Annotated in this window: 16 protein-coding genes and 1 tRNA gene; 7 read left to right on the forward strand and 10 right to left on the reverse strand. The window is 31.7% G+C overall.

Annotated elements, in window-relative coordinates; all coding sequences use genetic code 11:
• The first annotated feature begins 85 nt into the window (after positions 1–85).
• Entirely contained in the window at positions 86–1,129 is a 1,044-nt protein-coding gene (locus V9L04_RS08395; RefSeq protein ID WP_338793644.1) for a M28 family peptidase, read from the forward strand.
• A 264-nt stretch (positions 1,130–1,393) separates the two neighbouring features.
• Here V9L04_RS08395 and V9L04_RS08400 read toward each other — a convergent pair whose 3' ends face one another.
• A complete protein-coding gene (locus V9L04_RS08400) occupies positions 1,394–3,253 on the reverse strand; it encodes a BamA/TamA family outer membrane protein (protein WP_338793645.1) in 1,860 nt (619 codons plus the stop codon).
• A 172-nt stretch (positions 3,254–3,425) separates the two neighbouring features.
• Between V9L04_RS08400 and V9L04_RS08405 the strand changes: the two genes are divergently transcribed.
• The gene (locus V9L04_RS08405; protein ID WP_338793646.1) at positions 3,426–4,313 is read left to right on the forward strand and encodes a transglutaminase-like domain-containing protein; all 888 of its coding nucleotides are present in this window, start codon (positions 3,426–3,428) and stop codon (positions 4,311–4,313) included.
• 217 nt (positions 4,314–4,530) lie between these two features.
• Entirely contained in the window at positions 4,531–5,790 is a 1,260-nt protein-coding gene (locus tag V9L04_RS08410; RefSeq protein WP_338793647.1) for an acyl-CoA dehydrogenase family protein, read from the forward strand.
• A 100-nt stretch (positions 5,791–5,890) separates the two neighbouring features.
• On the opposite strand, the gene V9L04_RS08415 is transcribed toward V9L04_RS08410, so the two are convergent.
• The 8 genes from V9L04_RS08415 to V9L04_RS08450 form a co-directional block, all read right to left on the reverse strand.
• Complete coding sequence (locus V9L04_RS08415) at positions 5,891–6,451, reverse strand: hypothetical protein (RefSeq protein WP_338793649.1); 561 nt, start codon at positions 6,449–6,451, stop codon at positions 5,891–5,893.
• Between the two features lie 129 nt (positions 6,452–6,580).
• Positions 6,581–8,308 carry a hypothetical protein gene (locus V9L04_RS08420; protein WP_338793651.1) on the reverse strand — a complete coding sequence of 576 codons (1,728 nt, stop codon included), beginning with the start codon at positions 8,306–8,308 and terminating at the stop codon, positions 6,581–6,583.
• 61 nt (positions 8,309–8,369) lie between these two features.
• Positions 8,370–9,113 carry a tetratricopeptide repeat protein gene (locus tag V9L04_RS08425; RefSeq protein ID WP_338793652.1) on the reverse strand — a complete coding sequence of 248 codons (744 nt, stop codon included), beginning with the start codon at positions 9,111–9,113 and terminating at the stop codon, positions 8,370–8,372.
• Between the two features lie 69 nt (positions 9,114–9,182).
• Positions 9,183–10,313 (reverse strand): CapA family protein, encoded by a 1,131-nt coding sequence (locus V9L04_RS08430; RefSeq protein ID WP_338793653.1) that lies wholly within the window; start codon positions 10,311–10,313, stop codon positions 9,183–9,185.
• 3 nt (positions 10,314–10,316) lie between these two features.
• Positions 10,317–10,577 (reverse strand): DUF3098 domain-containing protein, encoded by a 261-nt coding sequence (locus tag V9L04_RS08435; protein WP_338793654.1) that lies wholly within the window; start codon positions 10,575–10,577, stop codon positions 10,317–10,319.
• Between the two features lie 86 nt (positions 10,578–10,663).
• Positions 10,664–11,551 carry a tetrahydrofolate dehydrogenase/cyclohydrolase catalytic domain-containing protein gene (locus V9L04_RS08440; protein ID WP_338793655.1) on the reverse strand — a complete coding sequence of 296 codons (888 nt, stop codon included), beginning with the start codon at positions 11,549–11,551 and terminating at the stop codon, positions 10,664–10,666.
• A gap of 142 nt (positions 11,552–11,693) precedes the next feature.
• Positions 11,694–12,254 carry a hypothetical protein gene (locus tag V9L04_RS08445; RefSeq protein ID WP_338793656.1) on the reverse strand — a complete coding sequence of 187 codons (561 nt, stop codon included), beginning with the start codon at positions 12,252–12,254 and terminating at the stop codon, positions 11,694–11,696.
• Positions 12,255–12,670: 416 nt separating this feature from the next.
• Complete coding sequence (locus V9L04_RS08450; RefSeq protein WP_338793657.1) at positions 12,671–13,324, reverse strand: RNA ligase family protein; 654 nt, start codon at positions 13,322–13,324, stop codon at positions 12,671–12,673.
• 195 nt (positions 13,325–13,519) lie between these two features.
• On the opposite strand from V9L04_RS08450, the gene V9L04_RS08455 reads away from it, so the two are divergent.
• Together V9L04_RS08455 and V9L04_RS08460 are read left to right on the forward strand one after the other, a co-directional pair.
• On the forward strand, positions 13,520–14,539 hold the full coding sequence (locus V9L04_RS08455) for a hypothetical protein (protein ID WP_338793658.1): 1,020 nt from the start codon (positions 13,520–13,522) through the stop codon (positions 14,537–14,539).
• Between the two features lie 170 nt (positions 14,540–14,709).
• Positions 14,710–16,950 (forward strand): cytochrome c biogenesis protein CcdA, encoded by a 2,241-nt coding sequence (locus V9L04_RS08460; protein ID WP_338793659.1) that lies wholly within the window; start codon positions 14,710–14,712, stop codon positions 16,948–16,950.
• Between the two features lie 106 nt (positions 16,951–17,056).
• Here V9L04_RS08460 and V9L04_RS08465 read toward each other — a convergent pair.
• Positions 17,057–17,131 (reverse strand) — tRNA-Val (locus V9L04_RS08465).
• Between the two features lie 304 nt (positions 17,132–17,435).
• Here V9L04_RS08465 and V9L04_RS08470 point away from each other — a divergent pair.
• Positions 17,436–18,596, forward strand: coding sequence for an efflux RND transporter periplasmic adaptor subunit (locus V9L04_RS08470; protein ID WP_338793660.1), 1,161 nt, complete (start codon positions 17,436–17,438; stop codon positions 18,594–18,596).
• Between the two features lie 54 nt (positions 18,597–18,650).
• Positions 18,651–21,872 carry an efflux RND transporter permease subunit gene (locus V9L04_RS08475; protein ID WP_338793661.1) on the forward strand — a complete coding sequence of 1,074 codons (3,222 nt, stop codon included), beginning with the start codon at positions 18,651–18,653 and terminating at the stop codon, positions 21,870–21,872.
• The last annotated feature ends 124 nt before the right edge of the window (positions 21,873–21,996 follow it).

Genomic DNA, 21,996 nt, shown 5'->3' on the forward strand with positions numbered 1-21,996 from the left:
ATGTTCTTTTCTAAAAGAAATTTATCAAAAATGGCTACCTTTAGTTTTTGTTTTGCCTTTTTACTCTATCAAAAAATATAGTTTTATGTCTTCTCCTAACTATTCTCATTTTTTACGTGCTATACTCTCATCTTTTTTATTTCTATCACTAATCGGAATAGGAATATTGAGTTTTGTTTCTTGTAATGGAACTTCTACTACTGAAAAGCCTATAAAAAACACAAATACAGTTCAAGAAAAACCTCTTTTATCTGTTCCTGCCTTCAATCAAGATTCTGCTTATCATTTCATAGAAGAACAAGTAGCTTTTGGCGCACGTTTTCCAAATAGTGAAGCACACCAAAAAACAGGAGATTATATTATAAATAAACTCAAGGGATTTGATAAAATAAATGTTCAGGTTCAGAACTTTACAGCAACTTCTTTTGATGGTAAAATACTCTCAGGTCGTAATATTATTGCTTCATTTAATCCAAGCGTTAAAAAACGTGTTTTGCTGGCAGCTCACTGGGACACTCGTCCTTTTGCAGACCAAGACGACGAACGTAAAGATGAGCCTATTTTAGGAGCAAATGATGGAGGAAGTGGAGTAGGTATTTTATTAGAGATTGCTCGTACTTTATCTATTTCTACCGAACAACCACAAGTAGGGATTGATATGATTTTCTTTGATTTGGAAGATTATGGAAACAATACACAAGACTCATACTGTTTGGGTTCTCAATATTGGGGCAAAAATAGAATGCCTGCAAATTATACAGCCTATTACGGAATTTTATTGGATATGGCTGGCGCAAAAAATGCAAAATTTGCTCAAGAAGGATATTCTAGGCAAACAGCACCATCTGTGGTAAAAAATGTTTGGAATATGGCACACCGAATTGGGTACGGTGGATTTTTTCCTTTTCAAGAAGCTCCTGCCATTACAGATGACCACGTTTATGTCAATCAATTAGCACAAATTCCGATGATTGATATTATAGAATATTCAACAGAAGGAAAAGGTTATTTTGGAGCTTACTGGCATACTCACGATGATAATATGGATGTGATTGGAAAAGAAACCCTAAAAGCTGTTGGGCAAACAGTAACTCATGTTATCTATAATGAGGAAAATAAAGTACAGTAGTATTTTATGTTTTGAAGCTAAAAAAAATTAAGAAAGACGTTTCTACTTTTGTATATAGTTACTCTACTTTATTAGAATCAAAGTTTTTTGTACTTTTGCTAAACTATTACCGTCCAACAGAAAGCAGATAATCAATTCGATTGATTATCTGTTTTTTTTATTTAGTTTACTCCTAAATTAGGAATAGAAATAAATAAATCGCCATTTTTTAATTTGTAATTAATTGATAAACAACAGTTTAAATTCGTAATTCGTAATTGTTATTTAAAACTGGCTAATCAAACCAAAGTGAATTTTTGAGTTAATCACTGAAACAGCCTGTGTCTTTGAATTTCCCATCGCATAAATAAAATAGAAAATACCTGTTTTGGTAGCAAAACTAATTCCTGCACCTGCCGAAGTAGGTAAATCTAAGTACACCTCATTCCGACGAGTGTGCGCACGAACAACAGCCTGTTCGGCAAAAGCCATCAAATACGAACGCTCTTCGAAATAAAAACGCCATTCTGCTCCTAAAAGTCCATACCGAGAAACAAAAAAACTATTTGGATCGAAGCCACGAAGATTTTGTAATCCTCCCACTCTTAAAAGTTCATTCAAAAATAAATTTTTACTTTCTATAAACTGAACCTGTGTTTTTAGTCGCAGAGAAGATAGTTTATTCACTTTGAAAAATAGATTCATTTCTGTTATAAACTTTAATTGAGGGCTTTTAAAATCATTTTCTGCATTCGGATTTTGTGTATCTGATATTCTGCTTCTACTAAGTGAATCTGTAAATGTCTTATTTCCTGTCGATATTTCGGTAATAATTTGAAAGCCTTTTCGTGGAAAATAAATATCATCTAAGGTATTGTAAGAATGTGAAATTCCGTAGTGCCAAAAACGACTGTCTGCTGTCGGAACGTTGGCTGTATCTGCATTTCTGATAATTCCTGTACGTGTAGTTGTGAGAAGAGAAGTAAAAAAACCTATTTTGCCAAACTTTGCACTCGGATAAGCTATGTTTGCACGTCTTTCGACAATACTAAAAGTAGAATCTTCTTTGATAAAATTAAATATTCCACCAATCTCAAGATTAGTCTTTAAGAAATTGGGATGCTGATAATTTGCATATAGAGTTTGAGATTCTGGGCGAATTCTTTGCCATTCAAAAGCAATTGTTTTTCCTGCTCCAAACGGATTTATAAGGTTTAGTTTTACTTGTCCTGTTAGAAGTAAGTTAGAACCCTTTGAACTTGAAGAACTTGCTGCTGACTGACTTTTGGGTAAAAAACCAATTACGCCATCAAACTGACTACTTTTCACTCTTTTTAAAGGAAGTCTTAAATAAGCTCTATCGTATCTAAATTCTACCTTTGGTTTGCCATTTAGTTTTAGATAAGGCATTGTTTTGAGTAATCGAGCTGCATTTTTGACCGTATTTTCTTGATAGACTTTGCCTTGTTGAATGTGTAAATAGTTCATCAAAAAATCTTTTTTTATTTTTGCATCTCCATCAATAATTAATGAATCAAACTGAATAAATGAACCACTTTGATAAGTCAGATTTGCAGAAAAATAAAGACGTTTTTCAGTTTCGATAATCTCTGCACTATCTAAATTTGTTCTTGCCATTGGATAACCATTATTTTCGGCATAAGTAAGGATAGCTTCTTGTAATTTTTTTATATCTTGAGTTTTTACAGGAACATTAATATCATTTTTTGAAAGCTTTTTTAGAAAATCCTTCTTTTCAAAATCTGAAATAACATTTCTTTTTATTAAATTAGGAATTGACTTGGTCTTTAGTTCTTTCCAAAAAGATTGCTTGCCCAAATCAATAATAAGTTCTATTCTCTTTTTAGAATTTGATTTATCAAGGCTATCAATAGCAAAGGGAAGTAGTTTTGCATTCCAATATCCTTCATTATGTAGATTTTGAATTAGATTTGTAGATAACTCTTTTAGCTCTGAAAGTGATTTTAATGTTTTAGGAATACTAACAACAGGTAATTTTTTTTCAAAGGAATTTTGATAAGAAACAACAAGCTCAACCTGAGCAGCTACTTTTCCTACACTAAAGATTACTAAAAAAATAAATAAAGTAATAGAAAACTTTAAATCTGTAAAACAAGTATTCATAAGATTAGGATAATTTGACTGTCTGAAAGTTGGATTCGTCAGTAAGATACCGACATTGCATTTTTTGGAAACCAAGTTTGTTTGTGTATCAGTAAAGCAATAACAAAATAAAATTTGGTAAGTTATTCACTTAGTGAAATTAAAAAAAATAAAATGAAGCAGACATAAATATATGAAAGAACAAAATGAAGATTCAGTAAACAAAAAATTAGATGAAAAGGAATTAAAAGCTCTAATTTCTCTTTTAGAAGATGACGATGCTCAAATTTTAGAACACGTAGAAAACAAAATCTTGTCTATCGGACAATCAATTATTCCTCTCTTAGAAGACTCTTGGACGAGCAGTTTTAATCCAACATTACAACGTAGAATAGAAGATATTTTACATACATTGCAGTTTGATATTTTGAAAGAAAAGCTGCAAAAATGGTACGAAAATGAGCAAGACGATTTATTAAAAGGATTGTGGATTTTGGCAACCTATCAATATCCAGATTTGCGTTTTGATGAACTTCAACTAAAGATAGAACAACTTTATTTTGAAACATGGGTGGCTTTCCAAAATGTAGAACATCCGATTGACCAAGTAAGAAGATTGAATAGTGTTTTTTTTGAAAAACTAGCTTTTAAAGCCAATGTAAATAATTTTCATTCAGTTAATAATTCGATGATAAATCAAGTTTTGGAATCAAAAAAAGGAAACCCTCTTAGTTTGGCAACTGTATATATGTTGATTGCTCAAAAGCTCAAACTTCCTATTTTTGGTGTAAACCTTCCCAATTTGTTTGTCTTGATTTATAAAAGTGATGAACTAGATTTTTATATCAATGTATTTAATAGAGGAGTTATTTTTTCGAAACAAGATATTGATAATTATCTCAAACAACTCAAACTTCCTAAAAGTGATGTTTTTTACTCTCCTTGTGACAATTTAGCTATTCTTCGTAGAATGATTCATAATTTAATGCAGTCTTTCGAACACGCAGCGCAAGGTGAAAAAATTCCAGAACTGATAGAACTATTGGGCATTTTGGGAGAGGTTGTAAGCAATAGAGAATAAAACAATCTTGTAAGCTGACTATAACAAACTGAAATTCAATCAATTAAAACTTTTCGTTTCACAAAACATTATCTATATAAAACATAGTTTTTATAAAGAAATACGTATTTTTGCAAAATAAATCTAATGTATTCTTTAAGAGTGCAAAAATATACTACAGAATTTAATCTGTATCCTTATAAGAAAAAGAAATCAATTCAAAAATATAAAAATAAGAATGAACACAACTATCGAACACAATAAAACACAAAAAAACGGACAATACACACCGTCTGAAAAATCTAGCATTACTCCAAAAAATGTAAACGACCAATTCGTTTCTCCAGATTTTTATGCTTTAGATTCACTTCTTACTGAAGAACAAAAATTGATTCGTGATTCAGTTCGTGAATTTATCAAAAAAGATATTTCTCCTATCATTGAAGAATGTGCAGACAAGCATATTTTCCCAAACTGGTTAGTACCTAAATTTGGTGAAATGGGTTGTTTTGGACCTTCTATTCCTACTGAGTATGGAGGAGGTGGAATGGATTATATTTCGTATGGTTTGATTATGCAAGAAGTAGAACGTGGCGATTCAGGAATGCGTTCGATGGCATCTGTACAATCTTCACTTGTTATGTATCCAATTTATAAATTTGGAAATGAAGAACAACGCAAAAAATATTTACCAAAATTAGCTACTGGCGAATGGCTAGGCTGTTTTGGACTTACAGAACCAAATCACGGTTCTAATCCTTCTGGAATGCTTACAAACATAAAAGACATGGGAGACCATTATCTTTTGAATGGCTCAAAAATGTGGATTACAAATTCTCCTGAGGCTGATATTGCTGTTGTTTGGGCAAAAAATGAAGAAGGACGTATCAAAGGTGTAATTGTGGAAAAAGGAATGGAAGGTTTTTCTGCTCCAGTTATTAAAGACAAATGGTCTCTTCGTGCAAGTGTTACAGGCGAACTTGTTTTTGATAATGTAAAAATTCCTAAAGAAAATTTATTACCAAATAAAGATGGTTTGGGCGCACCAATGATGTGTCTGGATTCGGCTCGTTATGGCATTTCTTGGGGTGCTTTGGGTGCTGCAATGGATTGTTATGATACAGCTCGTCGTTATGCTGGAGAGCGTATTCAATTTGGCAAACCTATCGCTTCTTTCCAATTGATTCAGAAAAAATTAGCTGAAATGCTTACCGAAATCACTAAAGCACAGCTTTTGAGTTGGAGATTAGGAACTTTAATGAATGAAGGAAAAGCTACAACTGCACAAATTTCGATGGCAAAACGTAATAATGTAGAAATTGCTATCAATATTGCTAGAGAAGCTCGTCAGATTTTGGGTGGAATGGGAATTACAGGAGAATATCCAATTATGCGCCACATGGCAAACCTTGAATCTGTCTTGACTTATGAAGGAACACACGATATTCATTTGCTTATCTTAGGAAGAGAAATTACTGGAATTCCTGCATTTGAATAAAGGTAATTAGGTTGTTGGTGAGAATACAACAATAGCAATTTATTCAAGATTATATAAAAAAACCTATTTGATAGAAAATTATCAAATAGGTTTTTTGTTTTTATGCCAAAACAGCATTTGTATTTTGAATTTTACTAACCGAATCAAACATATTTTTGGCTAAACTAGAAAGCGTATTTTGCTCTTCTCTAAAAACCATCCATTCATATAAAAATTCTTTTCCAACAATATGCGCTCCTACTCTACATTTGGCTTGACTAAGCAAAAGTATTCTTTCAAAAAGAGCTACATTATGATTACTGATACAGAAAAGATAATCAAATTCTGCTGAGATAAATTTTTGTACTGCCACTACATCCATATTTCCACTCCAATCCATTTGCTCTGGATGAACCAAAAAAAAGCGATACGAAACTTGTAGTTCTTCTTTTACTTTTTTGGTTTGAAATAAAATAACTTCTACTTTTTTATTGTCTTTTTGAAGTTTTTCTATTATTGGACTGATTTGTTTTGCATCTTCTGCACTTTCTATTTGCAATAAAATGCCAAAACTCTTTGCCTCTTCATAAGGCAACGTTTGATGCTTGGAAGTCGAAGGACGGACTTTTCTATTCTTACGACTAACCAAATAGTTTTTTATGGGGTAAAGTAAATTATTCATTTTCATAATAGGCTGGTGAATATTGTAAAATTACTATTTAAAAATATATTTTCTCTTTTTCGATAGAAAACACATAGTTAATTAACTTCATTTAGTAATAAAATGTTGTTTTTCAAGCATTTTACTTTTTTAAAACTCATACAAACGCTGCCCAATATTCAAACGTAGCCCTACTGAAAAAACTGTCGAACTCAAATCTCTAGCTACAATTGCAGATGTTTTGTTTCTCTGAATGACATCAGCATCTAAAAAAAGATTGTGATAAAGCTGATAAGTTGCTGTCAGACGACCAAACAAAATGCTTGTTTCTACGCCTTGTCCAATTGTATTTCCATATTCATTGGTATCATCTACATCTTCATTTGAGATAAGAAGATTACCTCCCCAGTTACTGCCATTCGAATCTTCTCCAGTTTTGGCATAAATAAATTTACCTGTAAGATTAAGTCTTGGAATAGGTTGATAACGCAAAATTCCCAAAAACTCCATAAAATTAGCTCCTAAAGGATGTGCAAGAGGTTGTCTATAATTTACAAAATTAGAAAGCTGCTCATCAGAAGAGTGTGTGTAGGTATAAGGACGAACAATATTTGTTTCCATCTGCAAGTCCAAATTCTTGATATTTGCTACATCAATATAATTCAAACCTAACTGAATTCCGTATTTATTTCCCCACCATCCATTATTATCTATCAATTCTCCTACCTTCAACTCATCCAATACAAACTGTCCATAAAGTTGAAAATCTTTTAAAGCAAGCCATTTAAAATCTGCGCCAACAAGTGCATTATCTATACTTCCAATTCCTTGCTCTACGGCACGATAAAAAATAAAAGGATTTAGATATGTCAAATCAAAAGTATCATTCTGTCCTTGGTCTTTTCGTCCATAAGCTACACTTTCAAAAATACCTAAATTAAATTTCTTAGAAAAATCTATACTCAAATGATGATAAATAACGTATTTTTTAGGATATAATGAATTTGCACGCTGCACATCAGCCACCATTTGTGTATAAAGATTGGTATAATTGATTTTCCAAAACTTAGTTTGAAGTTTCAAGAATAAATGAGGTGCTGCAAAATCTGATAAAACAAGCGAACGATAGCCATTTCCAATAAAATTTTTATCCTGTCCAAACTGTACATCCACTACTTTTGCTACATTAAAAGTAATATAACCTGTTGCTCTCAAAAAATCTACACCATTTTCTTTAAATGGTTTTGCAAAGGCTTCATTCGGAACTACAAAATTTTCTAAAGAACGATCAGGACTAAGTGAATCAATTAAGTTCTGTACATAACGGGGAAAAATAGCCTGTGTTTCGGTTACAGAAGCATAAAAACCAATACGACGAGCCACCACACCATGTACTTCTGCACCTCTAGTGTTTAAAGTAAGCATTTCATCTCTTGTATTATCCTTTCCAACTCCTAAATGTAAAATTGGATTGGCACGAATGACAAAATCAAACTGCCCTTTTTCCAATTTCATATCATAATTATCATTCAGAAAAGAAAGAAAATCAGGTTTTCTTTTATAGAAATATTTCAAAATTCCTTTCTGTTTTACACTATCTTTTTTAGTAAACTCATAATTATCAGTCAATAAATAATTGATATTGAATTTATCAGATAAGGATAAAATTTTTGTACTATCATTTGCCAAGGAGTCAGCAAAAAGTGCAATGTTATAGCGAGAAATTGGAAGTGTTGAGCTATGAAAAGGCTGAAAAAATTTACCTCGTTTTATTTCATAGCGTTTCAAAAGGTGATAATAATCTGTTTGATAAGGAACAAAACTAGAAGTGTTTGTTTGTGCAAAACTAGATTGAGCAGTAAAAACTAAACAACTCAATGTTATAATAAGAAAAAAGGGATAATAAATCTTCATTAGGTAATTACTTTTTTATAAGATTCTATTTACAATGTTTTTTAATTAATTCTTCTACTTCATTTTGGTCAGATTCATTTCCAAATTCTTTGTAACCTAAACTTTTAGCTTTTTGTAGAGATTCACAAGCTTTTTCTAAGTTATTAGTAGCAAAATAGTAATAAAATAAATTTTTGTAGGTATAAGGATTATTTTCTTTTAAATATAAAGAAGACATAATCATTTTTTTTCCTTCCTCATGTTTTTTGAGTCTAATCAAAGCAAGACCTGCATTATTGTATGCATAAGCTGATTTAGGATTTATTTCAAGGGCTTTTCGTGCTGCTTTGAGGGCTTTTTTATTTTTTGATATTTGTAAATATTCATAAGAGAGGGTTGTCTGAACTTCAAAGAGCATATTGTTGTATTTTAGGCTTTTCTTCAATTCTGAAATGGCTTTTTTGCTATTTCCTTGATTTGAATATATACGAGCATAGAGAAAATGAACTTTACTCAAAAAACGATTAGGTTTGTATTTTTTTAATAAATTATATGATACATCTAAATAAGTAAGTGCTTTTTGATAGTCACTTTCATTAAAACTCTTGAGAGCAAGTTCACGATATAAAACTCCATCAATTATTTGTTTCAAATCTTCTTTTGGTACTTCTGCTATTGCTTTATAATCTATATCTTTTGATGAACTATTTGTTTTTTCATCAATACTTTGAGGTTGAGCAAAGCAAGTTGAAAGAGAAAAACTAAATAATAAAATGAATATAAATTTCATAAGAAGACTTTTTTGAGAGAAATAATTGAAATAATATAGTTTGATTATTAGAGTGTTAGCAAAAGAATATTACTTTTTATATATCAAAAATCCAGAAATAGGCAGCAAGTCATTTTCGTATCGTTCGAAACGAACAGTTTTAGATATTTTTTTTAATTGATTTTCAAAGATAGATTTTTCTGCCGAATCTTTATCCAAATTTGAAAAAAATTGAGGAACAGAATTTTTGATTTGCAGAGGATAAAGGGAAATAGTATTTATTTTTTTACTTTGAATTTCAAAACCAACTAAAATACACCTATCTCTAAATTCTCCTTCTTGGTCAAAAACAAAATTGCCTAAGCTATAAAAAACAGGTTTTTGGTTTACAAACTCTATGCTTTGTGTCACGTGTGGGTGATGCCCAATGATAGCATCTGCACCTGCTAGAGTGAGCAAATGAGCTTCTTTCCGTTGCTCTGCTTTTAGCGAAAATTTATATTCTGTTCCCCAATGCAGCGAAATAATAATAATTGTTTGAAGTTCTTTTGCTCGTAATTCTTTTATTTTTTGTACTAATTCTTGTGTTGATAACTGGCAAATAGAAGGCTTATCTTCCATTCGAAACCAATTTTCTAAAGGAACTCTGACAATTGAAAAAATTGCAACTTTTTGATTATTTCTTTCTATAAAAACAGGCTCACAACTTTCAGAATGTGTTTCTCCATATCCAATTCCTATAATTCCAGCTTTTTTGAGAGAATTAAACGTGTTTGAAAGTCCTTTTCTATGATGGTCGTTGGTGTGATTGTTTGCTAAAAACAAATGTGTAAAACCTGCTTTTTTGAGAGAATCTGCATAAGTAGTAGGCGCACGAAAACTAAAACGCTTAGGAATAGGCGAAATTTCATCTGTCAGTGGACATTCCAAATTTGCCGAAATAAAATCATATTCAGAAAAAACAGATTGCACACTATCGAAGAGCGAAACAATTCCTTTTTTTTCTATTTCTATTTGCACTCCTCTATCCAATAAAATATCTCCACCAAAAAGTAACCTTATTGGTTTATTTTTATCAGAATTCTGACAAGAAAAACAGAGAAATAGACCTAAAAATAAAATTACAAAGTATTTATGTAAAAAGTATTTGAAAAAGATATTTAGCTTTGCTGCTTTATCAGGTTTCATTTCTCTATTTTCTCTGTGAACTCTGTGTTTCAAAAATCATTTTTTCTTTTTATAAAGAATCGCAAAGATTTCGAACATAAAACCAGCAAAAGTGACAATAGGTCCTAGTGTAAGTCCTAAAAATCCGAAGCCATGTTTTGCATCTTCCATTGCCATAATGGTAAAGCCTAGTGTAATAATAACTACTCCAGCAATCATCATAATATAATTGATTTTTTCGAAAGCAAAAGCAGGGTTTTGTATATTTTCTACCTTATGAATAGGTTTTTTGTTAGGGTCAGGTTTTTGATATTCCATAATATAAATTTAGAATTAAGATTTTAGAAATTAGAATTGAAATTCAGAATAAAGTAGTGATAAGAAATTTTATTTACTTCTAAAATCTAACTTCTAAATTCTGACTTTCTTTTTGCAGCTTCCAATGTATTAAATAAAAGAGCTGTTACTGTCATAGGACCTACTCCACCTGGCACAGGCGTAATAAATGAACATTTTTCAGCTACTTCATCAAATTTTACATCTCCCTTGAGTGAAAAACCTGATTTTTTGCTTGCATCTGGAACTCGTGTTGTTCCTACATCAATGACAATTGCTCCTTTTTTTACCATATCTTCTGTTACAAATTCAGGTTTTCCAATGGCTGCAATGATAATATCTGCTTGTAGTGAAATTTCTTTTAAATTCTTGGTTCTGCTATGTGTAAGTGTAACGGTACAGTTTCCTACTTTTTCATTTCTTGCTAATAAAATGCTCATAGGCGAACCTACAATATTACTTCTTCCAATTACAACAGCATGTTTTCCTGAAGTTTCAATATTATATTGTTCCAAAAGTTTTACAATTCCGAAAGGTGTTGCAGGTAAATAACACGGTAAACCCAAAACCATTTTACCAATATTAGAAGGATGAAAACCATCAACATCTTTTTCTGGCAAAATTGCTAACGTTATTTTATCAGCATCAATATGATTGGGTAGAGGAAGTTGAACAATAAATCCATCAATATCTTCATTTTGATTAAACTCTTCTACAATTTTTAATAACTCTTCTTCTGTAATAGTAGCAGGAAGATGTTTGAGAGTAGAAGCAAAACCAATTTGTTCACACGATTTGACTTTACTATTTACATAAGTCTGACTTGCTCCATCTTCGCCTACCAAAATAGCTGCAAGATGTGGAGTTTTGAATCCTTTTTCTTTGCGCTGTGCTACTTCAATAGCTAATTCTTTTTTGAGTAATTCGGCAGTATTTTTTCCGTCTATTAATTGCATGTAGTTTTGTAGGAATTTCTTCTTAGATAAGAATGAGTATAAAATACATTTTGATGCTTACAAAGGTAATTAATTCAAACTCAATTAAGAAGTTATGATTTTGAATTTAATTTTTAAGAGAGTTTTTTAACATGAATAAAATTTACAATGTATTTTTTTTATTACTTTCTTTACGCTCTAATTGAATCTCCTCTAAAGCAGTTATAGCTTCTAGAGTAAGTCCCTGATTAATTCTTCTTTCTATTTCTTTATCAGATAGCTTTTCAAATTTACGTTTAAAGTTTATCTTTTGCTTCGACTGCTGTTCTATTTTTGATGACTCGATTTCTCTAACTATATTTTCCCAATTTTTTTTTATATCTTTTCTAAAAGCATAAAAGTAAATACATAAAGCTATACATGGAATAATTTGAAAAGAAATTGAATTTAGAGTAAAGACCAAATGATAAATACTAAAACTGACAACATTAAAAACACCCAAAATTATCATTAAAAAAGTATAAATAGCATATATTTTGTTTGGAACAACACGTATAAAAAATAAACTAATTCCAACTATAGCTATTCCGAAACCTATATATTCTTTATAATCAAGTGTATAATCTGATATTAGATTTATTAAAACGGATAGAATAATACATATTCCTAAAAAGGCAGTAGGCAAAAATTTAAAAATATCTAACTTTTCTTCTTTATTACTCATATGCTTTTTTTTATTGTATAGATATAAACAAAAATCTTCTTTATAATTATGGGTTGTTATTGGGAGCTTTTTCTAAAATAAGAGTGAGTATAAAATACATTTTGATGCTTACAAAGGTAATTAATTCAAACTCAATTAAGAAGTTATGATTTTAGATTTAATCTTTTTTGATAAGTAAATAATTGGGCATAATTAGCGAGTGATTTTTATGATTACTATGATGATTACTATGATAATTACAGGATAATACATTAATACTTTTTTTTAAAATTTAAAACAACAGAAAGTATTTTTATTGTATTTATTTTGCATTTTATCATACAAATCACTTGCTAATCAGTTCTAGTAATTTTTAATTTTCTTTGACTAATTACATAAAACCTAACTAAAAATTTTAGAACTAATCCTCAAATTTCTCATACTATTTTTGTCCAAATATTCTGATTATTTCTTAATTGATTGAGTGTCTTGGCTTCATAACGCCAATGTTTGTTTGTCGTTATTTCAAAATCATCACAGACATACTTTGCAACTGACTTAGAAAAGTCTTGATATAAAAAAGAACTTTCTAATCTAATTACAAATCCCTCTACTTGCCTGTTTTTCTGATTTCTATATTCTTCAAACTTTTCTAAAATGGCTTTTGTTGCGTGCCAAGATAAAGAATAATTTGATTCCTGATTTTGATTTTCTTGATTTTCTATCCAAATAGAATATCCTAAAAAAACACTTTCCAAATCTTGATAAGAAACAGTATGTTTGTAAAACATATTTTCACCACAAATTCGCCAATTATGAAACTGATTTAATTGAGGGATAATAAAATTTTGAAATCGTTCTAACCAACGATGAGATTCATCTTTCACACTATCTATCGAACGAGCATGCAAATGATTGGTGTAGATAGTTGTGTTTTCTCCATCCATTTTTTCTAGTACAACAATGTACTTTCCTTCAAAATCAGAGTCATCAATCAAAACTTTGTCGTCTGAACCACGTTTTGGAGAATAAGGCAAATGAAATGTACGAGGATATTTATAATAGCTTATTTGTTTTATTTGAGATTCCATTTTATATTTTTGTTTGCTTAGGTATAATTTGAGAAAACAAATTTTGTTTTATGCCTTTGATTTGCTAGTTTTCCTATATTTTTGACTAAAACAATACGTTTTTTTGAATCGTTCCTCTTTACACTTATAAATCATACAAATTTTTAGGAATTTGAAATATACTTTGTTCATCTATTCTTCTTAATACATTAAATCTTGGGAATTCGTCGTACTCTGAAAGACATTTTTAAAGCTATTTATAAATCTATTCCACTTATACGTACTTGGAATTGGTCTCGTCTTTTTCTGTGTATTATTATTTCCTGTTTTATATGGAGTTTTCAAGCTCTCAATAAAGATAATTATCATTCTACAATAAATTTTCCTTTAGTAATTAATTACGAGCGTCAAGATGTAGTTGCTTTAGAAGAGCCTCCCAAATTTATCTCTGTTCAAGTAAGTGGAAGTGGTTGGCGATTGCTTCAAAAAACACTTGGTTTTGGAATAACTCCTCTTCAAATAGAAATAGAAGACCCAACACAAGTAAAATATTTTACTGCCAAATCTTTAATGCCTGATATTGTACAACAACTTAGTGATGTACGAGTGGATTTTATTGCAGAAGATTCGATTCATCTCAACTATGATAGTACAATAAGTAAGCAAGTTTTACTTTTTATCGATAGTTCAAAAATTCCTTTAGCTAAAAATCATCGTATTGCTTCTCATATTTTTCTTGACCCAGATTCTCTAACAATTAGTGGTGCAGCATCTTTTGTGCGTGCCGAACCAGATAGTTTTGAGATTTTTTTAAATGAAAATACACTTGATGAAAATTATGATGAAATGATTGATATTTCTTATGAACCTCCTAGAAAAGTAAGTTTTTATCCACAAGGTGTACAAGTAAAATTTGATGTTGATTTGTATTTCAAAAAAACAATTACAGTTCCTGTAAAACCTCTTAACTTCCCACAAGATTCTTCAGCATATCTTGCTCGTCAATTAGCTGTTGTTGAATATGATGTCAGAAGAACCAATGAAATGCTTACTATTCCTGATAGCTTGTCTATTTTAGCAGATTACAAGAATAGAAATATGAATGATTCGACAATAGAACCTACTTTTCAGCCTCCTAGTTTTATGGAAAATGTAAAAATTATCCCTGAAAAATTGATTCTTATTTTTCCTAAAAAATTAAGTGATAAAAGAAAAAACAGATATAGAAATGAATAAAATTTAAGAAATACTCTGAATCATTCACACGTTAAGATTCAATAAAAGAAGGATAAAAAAACTAAATTAAATTAAATTCATAACTTTAAAGTGATGATTGCTCGTTATGTTCGTAAATTGAGCTTTCAAATAAACGTATGTTAATGTATTCATTTGTTTCTGCATAAATTATGAAAAAAATTTTCCCCTCTTCGTTTCTAACTCTACTCTTTGTAGTTAGTATTTTTCTTTTCTCTTCTTGCTCAAATGTTTCTGCTCAGATAGAACAGCATTCGCAGTGGAAAACTTATACTCAGCCTAGTGATTTATCAAATGTCAAGGTAGGCGAAACAATAAAACTTTATTTTGAAGTAGATATTGAAAAAGACTGGTATGTCTATTCTTCTGACTTTGATAAAAATTTAGGTCCAATAGTAACTGAAGTAGCTTTTGAAAAAAGTGATGCTTTTGAAGTAATTGGAGGTTTGAAAGCTGTAAGTCCTAAGAAAAAATACGATGACCTTTGGGGAGGAGAATATACATATTTTGTCAAAAAAGGTAAGTTTTATCAAGTTGTAAAGATTTTGAAGTCTACTACGACTATCAAAGCTACCTTAACTTATCAAGAATGTTCAGAAGTATCAGGAAAATGTATCATGCAAGAACCTGAATTTGAATTCAATATAAAAGCTCAAGCAACACAAACAGAAAAAGTAGAAGAAAAAAAAGAGGATAAAAACGATAATCAAACACCAACTACTGCACAAAATGACAAGGTTGATGAAAATAAAAACGATGATACAAATACTGAAATTTCAAATGTAGTCGAAATAACAAGCAATGATAGTTCACTCCTTGAAAATCTTACCAAAACAGAAACTACACAGACAGAAACTGTAACATTAGACAAAACAAAAAACTACATTCCAGCAGGTGACCCTTTTAAAGAATTGCCAGAAGTTACGACAGATTTGAGTGGAGAGAGTGAGAGTTTGTGGGGATTTATGATAGCTGCTTTTTTGAGTGGTTTGGTGGCTCTTCTTACACCTTGTGTTTTTCCTATGATTCCAATGACAGTTTCTTTTTTTACGACACGAAGTAAAAATCGTTTTGAAGGAATTGCTCGTGCGATGTTTTATGGTTTTTCTATTATTGGACTTTATACACTAATTGGTTTTATTGTATCTCGTTTTTTAGGAGATGATGCAGCAAGTATTTTGGCTACACACTGGATTCCAAATGTTTTGTTTTTTCTTGTTTTTATAATTTTTGCAATTTCATTTTTTGGAGCATTTGACATTGTTTTACCTTCAAAAATGGTAAATAACATTGACAAACAAGCTGATAAAGGAGGTTATGTAGGAATATTTTTTATGGCTCTTACACTGGTAGTAGTTTCTTTTTCCTGTACAGGACCTATTGCAGGAAGTATTTTGGTAATGTCTGCACAAGGAGAAGTTATCAAACCTGTCTTGGGAATGTTTGCATTTTCTTTAGCTTTTGCGCTTCCTTTTACGCTTTTCGCTATTTTTCCTTCTTTGCTCTCTAGTCTTCCTAAATCTGGAGGTTGGTTAAATACTGTTAAAGTAGTTTTAGGTTTTATAGAGTTAGCTTTAGCGTTTAAGTTTTTGAGTGTAGCTGACCAAGTTTACCACTGGGGAATTCTTGACCGTCCGATTTATATTGTAATTTGGATGTCGACAGCTTTCTTTTTGGGTCTTTATCTTTTAGGAAAAATTCGTTTACCACATGATAGTGTTATTGAAAAATTAGGAGTCGGAAGACTTTTGATGGCGATTGCTTCTTTTGCTTTCTTTTTATATTTAATGCCAGGGCTTTTTGGTGCGCCACTTAGTCCACTTTCAGGATATTTGCCACCACAAAGCACTAACGAATTTGATTTAGTTGCACTTATTAGAGGAGAAGAAAATGCAGCAGTAAATAGTAAAGCTAAATATTCGGATATTTTACATTTGCCTCACGGCTTAGAAGGACATTTTGAATATTTTGAAGCAATTGAAGCAGCTAAACAAGCAAACCAACCTCTTTTTATTGACTTTACAGGACACGGCTGTGTAAATTGTAGGGAAATGGAAGCCTCTGTTTGGAATCAACCAGAGATTTTGCCATTGCTTAAAAATGAACTTACAGTTGTTGCCCTTTATGTAGATGAACGTCAAGAACTAACAGAAGAAGAAAAATATACCTCTGATAGAAATGGAAAAGAAGTAACCACAGTAGGAAAACGAAATTCAGATTTTCAGATTCGTCGTTTTGGACAAAATGCTCAACCTAATTATTTTATCATCAATCCTTATACACATCAGCCTTTAGTAAAACCTGTTGGAAGGGTAAGCACACAAGAGTTTCAAGCATTTTTGAAAAAAGGAATTAAAGAATTTCAAAAACAGCGTTTGAATAATGGATTGTAGAAAAATAGGATTTTGAGAAAAAACTTGTAATGCTGTTCTAGGACTAGACACTACCAAAATAAAAAAAGCCTAATCATTGACTTGATTAGGCTTTTTTATTATCTTGTGGACCATATTGGATTCGAACCAATGACCCCTACCTTGTCGAGGTAGTGCTCTAAACCAACTGAGCTAATAGTCCTTTTTGCTCTACTTTTCACTTCTTAACAACCTTTACAATAAAGAGTGTTAATTATCTGCAAATATACGCACATAGCTCGTAACTTTGCAAACACTTAGACTACTTATTTTCTTAAAAGAAAGGTGGTTTTATTTCTATAGTCTGTCTAACACCTGATTATAAACTAGTTATAAGGCAATTCTTGTTTTTTTTTATTTCCTTATTTTGCCAAATTTTTAATCAATAATTTATTTTTTACTTTCTGCTATTTGTAGTTGAAGGTTTTATACAAAACTCTATTTCCTTAGAGTTCTCATAAAATGTTATGAAAAACAAAGTTTTACTCTCTCTTGCTGCTGCAATTATTTTTTTAGGTGGAGGCTATGGTCTTTATGTATGGCTTGGTAGTATGCAACAAGAACCACCCAAAAGAGCAGCCAAACCACAAGCCATAGCTGTCAAAATCCAAAATGCAAATCCTTCTACTATAGAAGCCGAAATAGTTACATTCGGTAGAGTAGAATCGGAGCAACCTGTTGATATTGTAGCTGAAGTTTCAGGCAAAATTCGTGAAAGTGTTCATTTACAAGTAGGGCAATCTGTCAGAAAAGGACAAGTTTTGTTTACACTTGGTAAAGAAACATTTGAATTAGGACTTCAATCACAAAAAAGTAATTTTATGCGAGAAGTTGCAATGATTTTGCCAGACATGAAAATTGACTACCCAAATCGTTATCAAGCTTGGAGTAGTTATTTTGCTAGTTTGGAAGTAGATAAATCATTACCAAAACTTCCTTCTTATGAATCAGAAAAAGAAAAAACATTCCTTGCTACAAAAGGAATACTGACAAGTTATTACAATATAAAAGCGCAAGAAGCTACCTTAGATAAATATGTTGTAACTGCTCCTTTTTCAGGTTCAATTAGTGAGGTCTATTTACAAAACGGTTCGGTAGCTCCTCCAAACGGTAAAGTATTGCGTTTGGCTCAGAATAGTCAATTAGAACTCAAAGTTCCTGTAGATACTAGAGATGTACATTGGCTCAAAACAGGAACGAAAGTAGGAGTAGCCACAGAAGATGATAGCCAACAATGGATAGGAACAATTGCACGTATAGGCGATATTGTCAATCCAGCCACCCAATCTTTAGATGTGTATGTAAAAATTCAGAATGGAAAAAATCCGATTTATGCAGGAATGTATTTGCGTGCAACTATGCAAGGAGGAACAATCCAAAATGCTATTGAAGTACCAAGAAGAGCTGTTTTTAATGATAATGAAATTTATACAGTCAAAAATGATTCTGTTTTGCATCTTCAAACTGTTCAAGTAAAGAAATCCAATAAAGAAACATTGATTATTTCAGGCATAAATGAAGGTGAAAAAGTAGTAACTGAGCCTTTAATAAATGCTTATGATGAAATGATTGTCAAAATTTTGAAGGAAAATACAGGAAGCACTGACGCAAAATTATCTGTTAAATAAAAACATAAATCCTAAAGGTCTTTGAAGCCCCTTAGGGTTTTAATGATAAATACTATGAAAAAACTTGTAGAATATTTTGTAAAATATCCAATTTGGGCAAATGCCATCATTTTTACCATGGTAATATTTGGTGCAGTTTCGTATGGTTGGGTCATGAAACGTTCCTTTTTTCCTGAAACCGACCCTACTACAATTACAGTAGGTGTAGTTATGCCAGGAGCATCACCCGAAGAAATGGAAGAAGGCGTAACCATCAAAATTGAGGAATCCTTAAAAGGAATTGAAGGAATTAAAGAAATTACTTCTACTTCCTCTGAAAACAATGCAAATATTGTCGTTCAGTTGGAGCGTGGTGTCGATGCTGATGAAGCACTTGCTGAAGTAAAAAATGCTGTAGATAGAATCAACTCTTTTCCAACTAGCGCAGAACGACCTTTGGTTTTCAAAGTAAAGCCACGAAGCAGAACCATGTACTTGGGTTTGAGAGCAAGAGAAGGAAAAGATTTAGATTTGTTTCTCTTAAAAAAATATGCTGAACAAATTGAAGATGAAATGTTGGCATCAGGAGTTATTTCTCAGCTTAATATTAGTGGTTATCCTGATATAGAAATTTCTATTGAAGTTCCAGAGGCTACACTTTTACGTTATAATTTACGTTTTGAGCAAATTGCAGCAGCAGTTAGATCAAATAACCGTGATATTTCGGCAGGTGCAATCAAATCTAAAGAAGAAGAAATTCTAATCCGTTCAAGAGCCAAAGAAAAAATGGCTGAAAAAATTGGAAATATTGTTCTTCGTGCTAATACAGATGGAAGTAATCTTCGTTTGAGAGATATTGCTACTATCAAACAACAGTTTGCAGATGTTCCGAATGCCTTACACATCAATGGAGAAAGAGCTGTTTCACTAGAAATTACAAAACTTAAAGAAGAAGATTTAGAAGAAATCTCAATTTATGCGAATAATTATGTCACAGAATTTAATAAAAAACATTCTGATGTTGAATTAGTCGTTTCGTTTGATTTCTTTGATTTGCTTTCGCAACGTCTTCAAATGCTAATCGATAATGGAATCATGGGACTTGTTTTGGTTCTGATTTGTCTAGGACTTTTTCTTAGTCTTCGTCTTTCCTTTTGGGTAGCTATGGGTATTCCAATTTCATTTGCAGGAATGTTTGTTATTGCTGCCTTAATGGGAATTACGATTAATATGATTTCCCTTTTCGGAATGATACTCGTTGTCGGTATTTTGGTAGATGATGGTATTGTGATTGGAGAAAATATTTTTACGCACTTTGAGATGGGCAAGTCGCCTATGCGAGCAACTGTTGATGGTACTTTTGAGGTAATGCCTTCTGTTTTTACGTCTGTCCTTACAACAATTGTAGCCTTTTTGCCTATTGCTATTGGTATTGAAGGATTTGATTTTCTTCAAGAAATGGGACTTATTGTAGTCCTTTGTTTGGGCGTTTCGCTGATTGAAGCCTTTTTTGTTTTGCCTTCTCACCTTACTCATAAAGATATGGGAGATACAAAAAGTGAAGGAAAATTTAGAGGAACACTAAATAAAGGCATTGATTTTTTACGTCATAAAGTTTATGGAACTGCACTTGCCCACGTTTTACGCTTTCGTTATGTGTATGTTTTTGTTCCTGTTGTTTTTGTGATGCTTGTTCTAGGACTGATAAACGGGCAATTTATAAAAGTAGTTTTCTTTCCAAATATTCCTTTTGATAGTTTTGATGCCAGTATTGCCTTTAAAGCAGGAACGCCAAAAGAAAAAGTTATTTCTTATTTAGAACGCTTCGAAAAGGCTACTTGGGAAGTAAACGACGAACTCAAAAAAGAATATAAGGACGAGAAAAATTTTATCAATTACACCTTTAGAAACTTAGGAAGAACTTCAGATGGAAGTGAAAGTGGTTCGCATGCAGGACATGTTTCTATTTCGCTTTTGGATATGGATGATAGAGAAATTACCAGTAATGAAATTTCAAACCGAGTAAAAGAAAAAATAGGTAAGATTCCAGAAGCCGAAACCTTTACTGTTGCAGGGAGAAACCGTTTTGGAAAACCTATTTCAGTTCGTTTATTATCCAAAAATAATGAAGCCTTAGACCAAGCTACCGAAGAACTTAAAAGAGAGCTTGAAAATTTTTCAGAGCTTAAAGAAGTCACAGATAATCAGCGAGTAGGACGAAGAGAGCTTCAATTAGAACTCAAACCTAAAGCCTATTTCTTAGGACTTACACACGCAGATATTACTAACCAAATCAGACAAGGTTTTTTTGGAGAAGAAATACAACGACTTCAAAAAGGAACAGATGAGGTACGTGTGTGGGTGCGTTATCCAGAAGCTAGTAGAGAAACTTTAGGACAACTTGAAACTATGCGTATCAAAATGGCTGATGGAAAAGAAATTCCTTTGTCAGAAGTTGCTTCTTATACCATTGATAGAGGGATTGTAGATATCAAACACTTCAATGGCTCAAGAGAAATTGCTGTAGAAGCAGAATTAGCTGATCCAAATGGTTCACCTGTTAGTATTATCCAAAAACTAACAGATTCTACATTTGTAGATATGAAAAGTAAATATCCAAGTCTTTCTTTTGAATTTGGTGGACAACAGCAACGCAGTAGTCAGTCGCAAGAATCGTTGAAGTTTGCACTTCCAATTATGCTTTTTGTAATTATTCTTTTGATTACACTTACTTTTCGTTCGCTGAGTCAGTCGCTTTTAGTAATGTGTTTGATTCCTTTGGGACTGTTTTGTGCTGTCTTTGGTCATTTCTTTGCTGATAAGCCTGTTTCTCTTTTGAGTTTATGGGGAATTTTGGCACTTTCAGGTGTAATTATCAATGATGCCGTAGTTTTGGTCAGTAAGTTCAATTCCAATTTACAAGAAGGAATGACAATGCCTGATGCCATTTATAATGCAGGAATTTCTCGTTTTAGAGCAATTTTACTTACAACTATCACGACTGTTGCAGGACTTGCACCACTTATCATGGAAACAAGTTTTCAAGCTCAATTCTTGATTCCGATGGCTGTTTCGGTGGCTTATGGAGTTGGTTTTGGTACGTTCTTGATTCTACTTATTTTCCCTGTTATTCTGCTTGTTGTAAATGATATGCGTAGAATGATTGTTTATTCTAAGCGTTGGGTTAAACACACTTGGAAAGGATATAAAGGAGAAGTTCTTTATCCCACTTCCGAAGAAGTAGAACCTGCCAATCGTGAAATGATACGTTTGAAAATTATGAAGGAAATGGAGTAATTTTTATGTGTCGTTTGTGCAGACACCATGTCCGTCAAGTTAAGAAAACTGTTCTCTATTTTTCCCATTATCAACGTCCATTTTGGCTTCGCCGACTTAAAAGTTCTTCGAAAATACACGATTG

This window comes from Bernardetia sp. MNP-M8 (genome assembly GCF_037126285.1).
Taxonomy (GTDB): domain Bacteria; phylum Bacteroidota; class Bacteroidia; order Cytophagales; family Bernardetiaceae; genus Bernardetia.